Here is a 3,873-nt window from a genome sequence, read left to right as displayed (position 1 = left end):
AATACAAAAAACCAAAGAATACACCAAAGCAGAAAACTTTTACGAAACCATGCTAGCAGATTGCGACGAAGCAGAACCATTATTAAATAGCCCACTAGCCGACGGCCCAGACACATATAGCTTAGATTTAAATTTCAATCACGAATCATACAAAACATTCCTAAATGAAAATGGCATTAGCGAAAACGTTTTATTTACAGGTGTTTTCGCTTATACATTATCCCGCTTCGTAGGCAATAACAAAGCCCTATTCAACATCATAGATAATGGCCGAGACAGATTCGACAACTACAATGCCATAGGCATGTTCGTCAATACATTGCCATTACTAGTTGACTGCAAAAACCAAAACATCCGCTCATTCATGGACAATACCTCCAACCTAGTTTACAATGTAATGAGATACAACTATTACCCATTCAGATTACTAGCAAACAAATACAACATCGACTCAAACATCCTATTCCAATTTATGCCAGACTGGATAAAAGACGACGAATCCATTAACATTTACAGCAACCCAATTCAAGATATGAATGACTTGATTGCCGATTTAAGTGTTGGAGTTATTCAAAAAGGAGACAAATATAACTTATCCATTACATACTCAGACAAATATTCCCAGGAATTTATCAAATCCCTTGCATCTTCATATGAACTAATCTTAAATGGAATGCTCAACACCAACAGTTTAAGCGATATTAATTACACCTTATCATCCGATTTGGATATTATGGATGCTTTTAATCAGAATGAAAAGGAATTAAAATATGCTGACATTCTGATGCTTTTAATGATAATCTTGTAAAATATCCTAATAATAAGTTAGTATCCTTATGTGACAATTCTTATTCTTATTGTGAAGGTGCTTTTATAGCAGATGCATTAGCTAAAAACCTAATAAGATTAGGAGTTGATTCACAAGAATATGTTCCTTTCTTGGTTGAGCGTTCTGAGTTATATATGCTTTGTATATTAGGCATATTGTCTATGGGAGGTGTTTTTGTTCCTTTGGATGATAAATTACCTAATGAACGTTTAAGTTTTATATTAAATGATACTGATGCAAATGTTGTTATTGTTAGCGATGAAACCTATGAACGTGCAGAAGGCTTGGTTGATGAGAATGTTGTTCTTATAAACATTTCCAATATTGTTAAAGGAACTATTGGCAATTTATCTAGTTTACCTATTTGTTATGGCAATTTAGCTTGTATTTTATATACTAGTGGTACTACCGGTATTCCTAAAGGTGTTAAAATTACTCGTAAATCTGTTCTTAACCTTGCAGAATATTATTGCAATCAGTATGGCTTAAGCAATGAGGATGTTTATGCTCTTTATTCTTCCATTGGTTTTGATGCAGGTCCTCAAGCGATTTTCCAAAAAATCTATGCTGGAGCTTGCTTGTCTGTGGTTCCTGAAGACACCAAATTCAATATCCGTGATTTAAACGAATACTTCATTAAGGAAAATGTCACATATACTTTCATTTCCACACAAGTGTCTAAAATATTCATGGAAACCACTAATGAAACATCCTTAAAATCATTATCAGTCGGTGGTGAGAAATTAAGTGATTTTAAGCATGATTTGGCTTATGATGTGATAGATGAATTTGGTCCAACAGAAGCTTTCGCATTTATTTCATCAATTAATGCTTCACTTAAAATTGATCCTTCATCAATCGGATATCTAAACTATAATTCAAAAGCTTATATCTTGGATGAAAATCAGCATCGTGTACCTATAGGTGCTGTGGGAGAGTTATGCGTGGCTGGTTTCCAGATTGCTGATGGCTATTTTAATAGGGCTGGTGAAACCAGCAAATCATTTATTGATAATCCTTTCTGTAATGATGAGGGTTATGGCGTGTTATATCGTACAGGAGATATAGCCCGTGTCTTGCCTGATGGCAGTTTAGGCCTTGTTGGCCGTCGCGATGGTCAGGTTAAAATCAGAGGCAACCGTGTTGAACTGTCTGAAGTGGAAACTGCCATTCGTGAGTTGGATTATGTTGATGATGTCACAGTTCAGACTGTCTTGAATGGTTCCAATAATGAGTTGGTGGCTTATGTTGTCTCTTCCAGGGCTATAGAGGATGTTGATCTTAGAAAAGATATCTGTGACTATGTTTCTGTGAATAAGCCAGATTATATGGTTCCATCATTTGTGGTTGCTTTAGATGCCATTCCTTTGACTGTTAATGGCAAGGTTGATAAGGGTGCTTTGCCTAAAGTTGATACTGATAGTTTACATGCAGATTATGTTGAACCTATGACAAAAATGGAAATGATTATTGTTGATGCCTTTGAAAAGGTATTCAATCAAGAAAAAATTGGAGTCCATGATGATTTTATCAATTTAGGTGGAGATTCATTATCTGCTATTAAAATTAAAGCGTTGATTGACCTGGATTTTGATGTTAGAACCATATTAAAAGCTAGAACCCCTTATAAAATAGCCCAATATATTGAGGAAAACAAAGGAGAATATGGATTTGAATTAATTAGAAAAGGAACCAAAGACCAAAACATGTTCTTATTCCCTGATGTATCAGGATTATCATATTCCTATTTAAATTTCATTAAAAATATTGATTTTGAAGGAAATATTTACATAATTGATGATTATAAATATGAGTTGACATTAGAGGAGATAAGAAAGATTGATGAAGACAAGCAGTTAATAGATCATTATTATGATGCCATTAAGGATGTTTTTAATGATGGTGACATTATTGTTGCATATTCATCAGGCTGTATTAACTCTGCTTTAGTTGCTGAAAAATTAGAAAAGGATAAGGATATTGAAAAATGTATCCTTATAGACGGTACATTAGATTTTATTAACGATACAACAGTTATAAAAGAAGAAATTAGATCTCAGTTAATGGAAGACTATGGATTTATCTTTAAATATTATCCACAAGATTATGTTGAAAAGCTTTTAGAGATAATTTTGATTAATATGAATTTGCATTTCCATACCCCAAAAATCAATTCTCCAATAGTTTATTTAGCCACAACTGATAAATTTAAGGATGATTTGGATAATATATCCGATAATTATGAGTTTATACTGGTTGATTCAAATCATAAGGACATAATTGGCAAGGATTTATATAAAATTTCCAAATATTTTAACTTCGATTAAAAAATGCGTTTCTTAATCAATCCATTTTCTCTCAAGTATCCAAGTTTAATTAAATTAAATACTCATTTAAGCATTCGTAAAGTTAGACCATGTCTTAATACAATCCATGATGATTTAATTAAAATAATGGAGAGTACTGAGATTCTGATAATTTAAGTGCCTCACAATCCATATCTCATAACCAACATGAACATATTTTTAGTGAAAAATCAGAATTTTTGGATTAAGAGTTCATTCACTCGAAACAATAATGCAATGATAAGCATATTATTTAATCAAAATTGCTTGGAAAAAGAAATAATTAGATTATAATAAGATATTCAGACTACAAATAACCTAAAGCATCCTTTAAATTAACTGCACACATACATAAAAAAGAAAATCAAAATAAGATAAAATAAGATAAAATAACTAATCAAAAAAAAGAAAATCAAAATAAGATAAAATAAGATAAAATTACTAATCAATAAAAAAAAAAAGAAAAGTAATAATTTTTAAGAAAATTATTACAAATTGGATTTAAATTAGGTAAATCTATACGATTCCTTGAGCGTTCATTGCGTCAACTACTTTTAAGAATCCAGCAATGTTAGCTCCAACTACATAGTTTTTCTCAAATCCATAATCTTTAGCTGCTGCATCAACATTAGCAAAGATGTTTTCCATAATGGTTTGGAGTCTTGAATCAACTTCTTCAAAGGTCCAAGATAATCTTTG

Annotated in this window: 2 protein-coding genes and 2 pseudogenes; 3 read left to right on the top strand and 1 reads right to left on the bottom strand. The window is 31.7% G+C overall.

The features are described from left to right. From QZV12_RS13405 to QZV12_RS13395, 3 genes and pseudogenes are all read left to right on the top strand, one after another. Positions 1-808, top strand: an 808-nt coding sequence (locus QZV12_RS13405; protein ID WP_295622650.1) for a condensation domain-containing protein, incomplete at its 5' end; no start/stop codon positions are given. Between the two features lie 11 nt (positions 809-819). Beyond that, positions 820-2,202 (top strand): annotated as a pseudogene (locus tag QZV12_RS13400) (amino acid adenylation domain-containing protein); the annotation flags it as partial. Positions 2,203-2,277: 75 nt separating this feature from the next. Further along, a complete protein-coding gene (locus QZV12_RS13395; RefSeq protein ID WP_366925569.1) occupies positions 2,278-3,156 on the top strand; it encodes a phosphopantetheine-binding protein in 879 nt (292 codons plus the stop codon). A 534-nt stretch (positions 3,157-3,690) separates the two neighbouring features. Here QZV12_RS13395 and QZV12_RS13390 read toward each other — a convergent pair. After that, positions 3,691-3,873, bottom strand: a pseudogene (locus QZV12_RS13390) (NADP-specific glutamate dehydrogenase); the annotation flags it as partial.

The organism is uncultured Methanobrevibacter sp. (assembly GCF_902769175.1).
Lineage (GTDB): Archaea > Methanobacteriota > Methanobacteria > Methanobacteriales > Methanobacteriaceae > Methanobrevibacter.
Note: the sequence above shows the minus strand (reverse complement) of the source record. Positions and strands in the feature narration are given on the sequence as shown.

Excerpts from the sequence above, each read along its gene's own strand:
- QZV12_RS13395 (WP_366925569.1), top strand. The coding sequence starts at position 2,278 with ATGACAAAAATGGAAATGATTATTGTTGATGCCTTTGAAAAGGTATTC.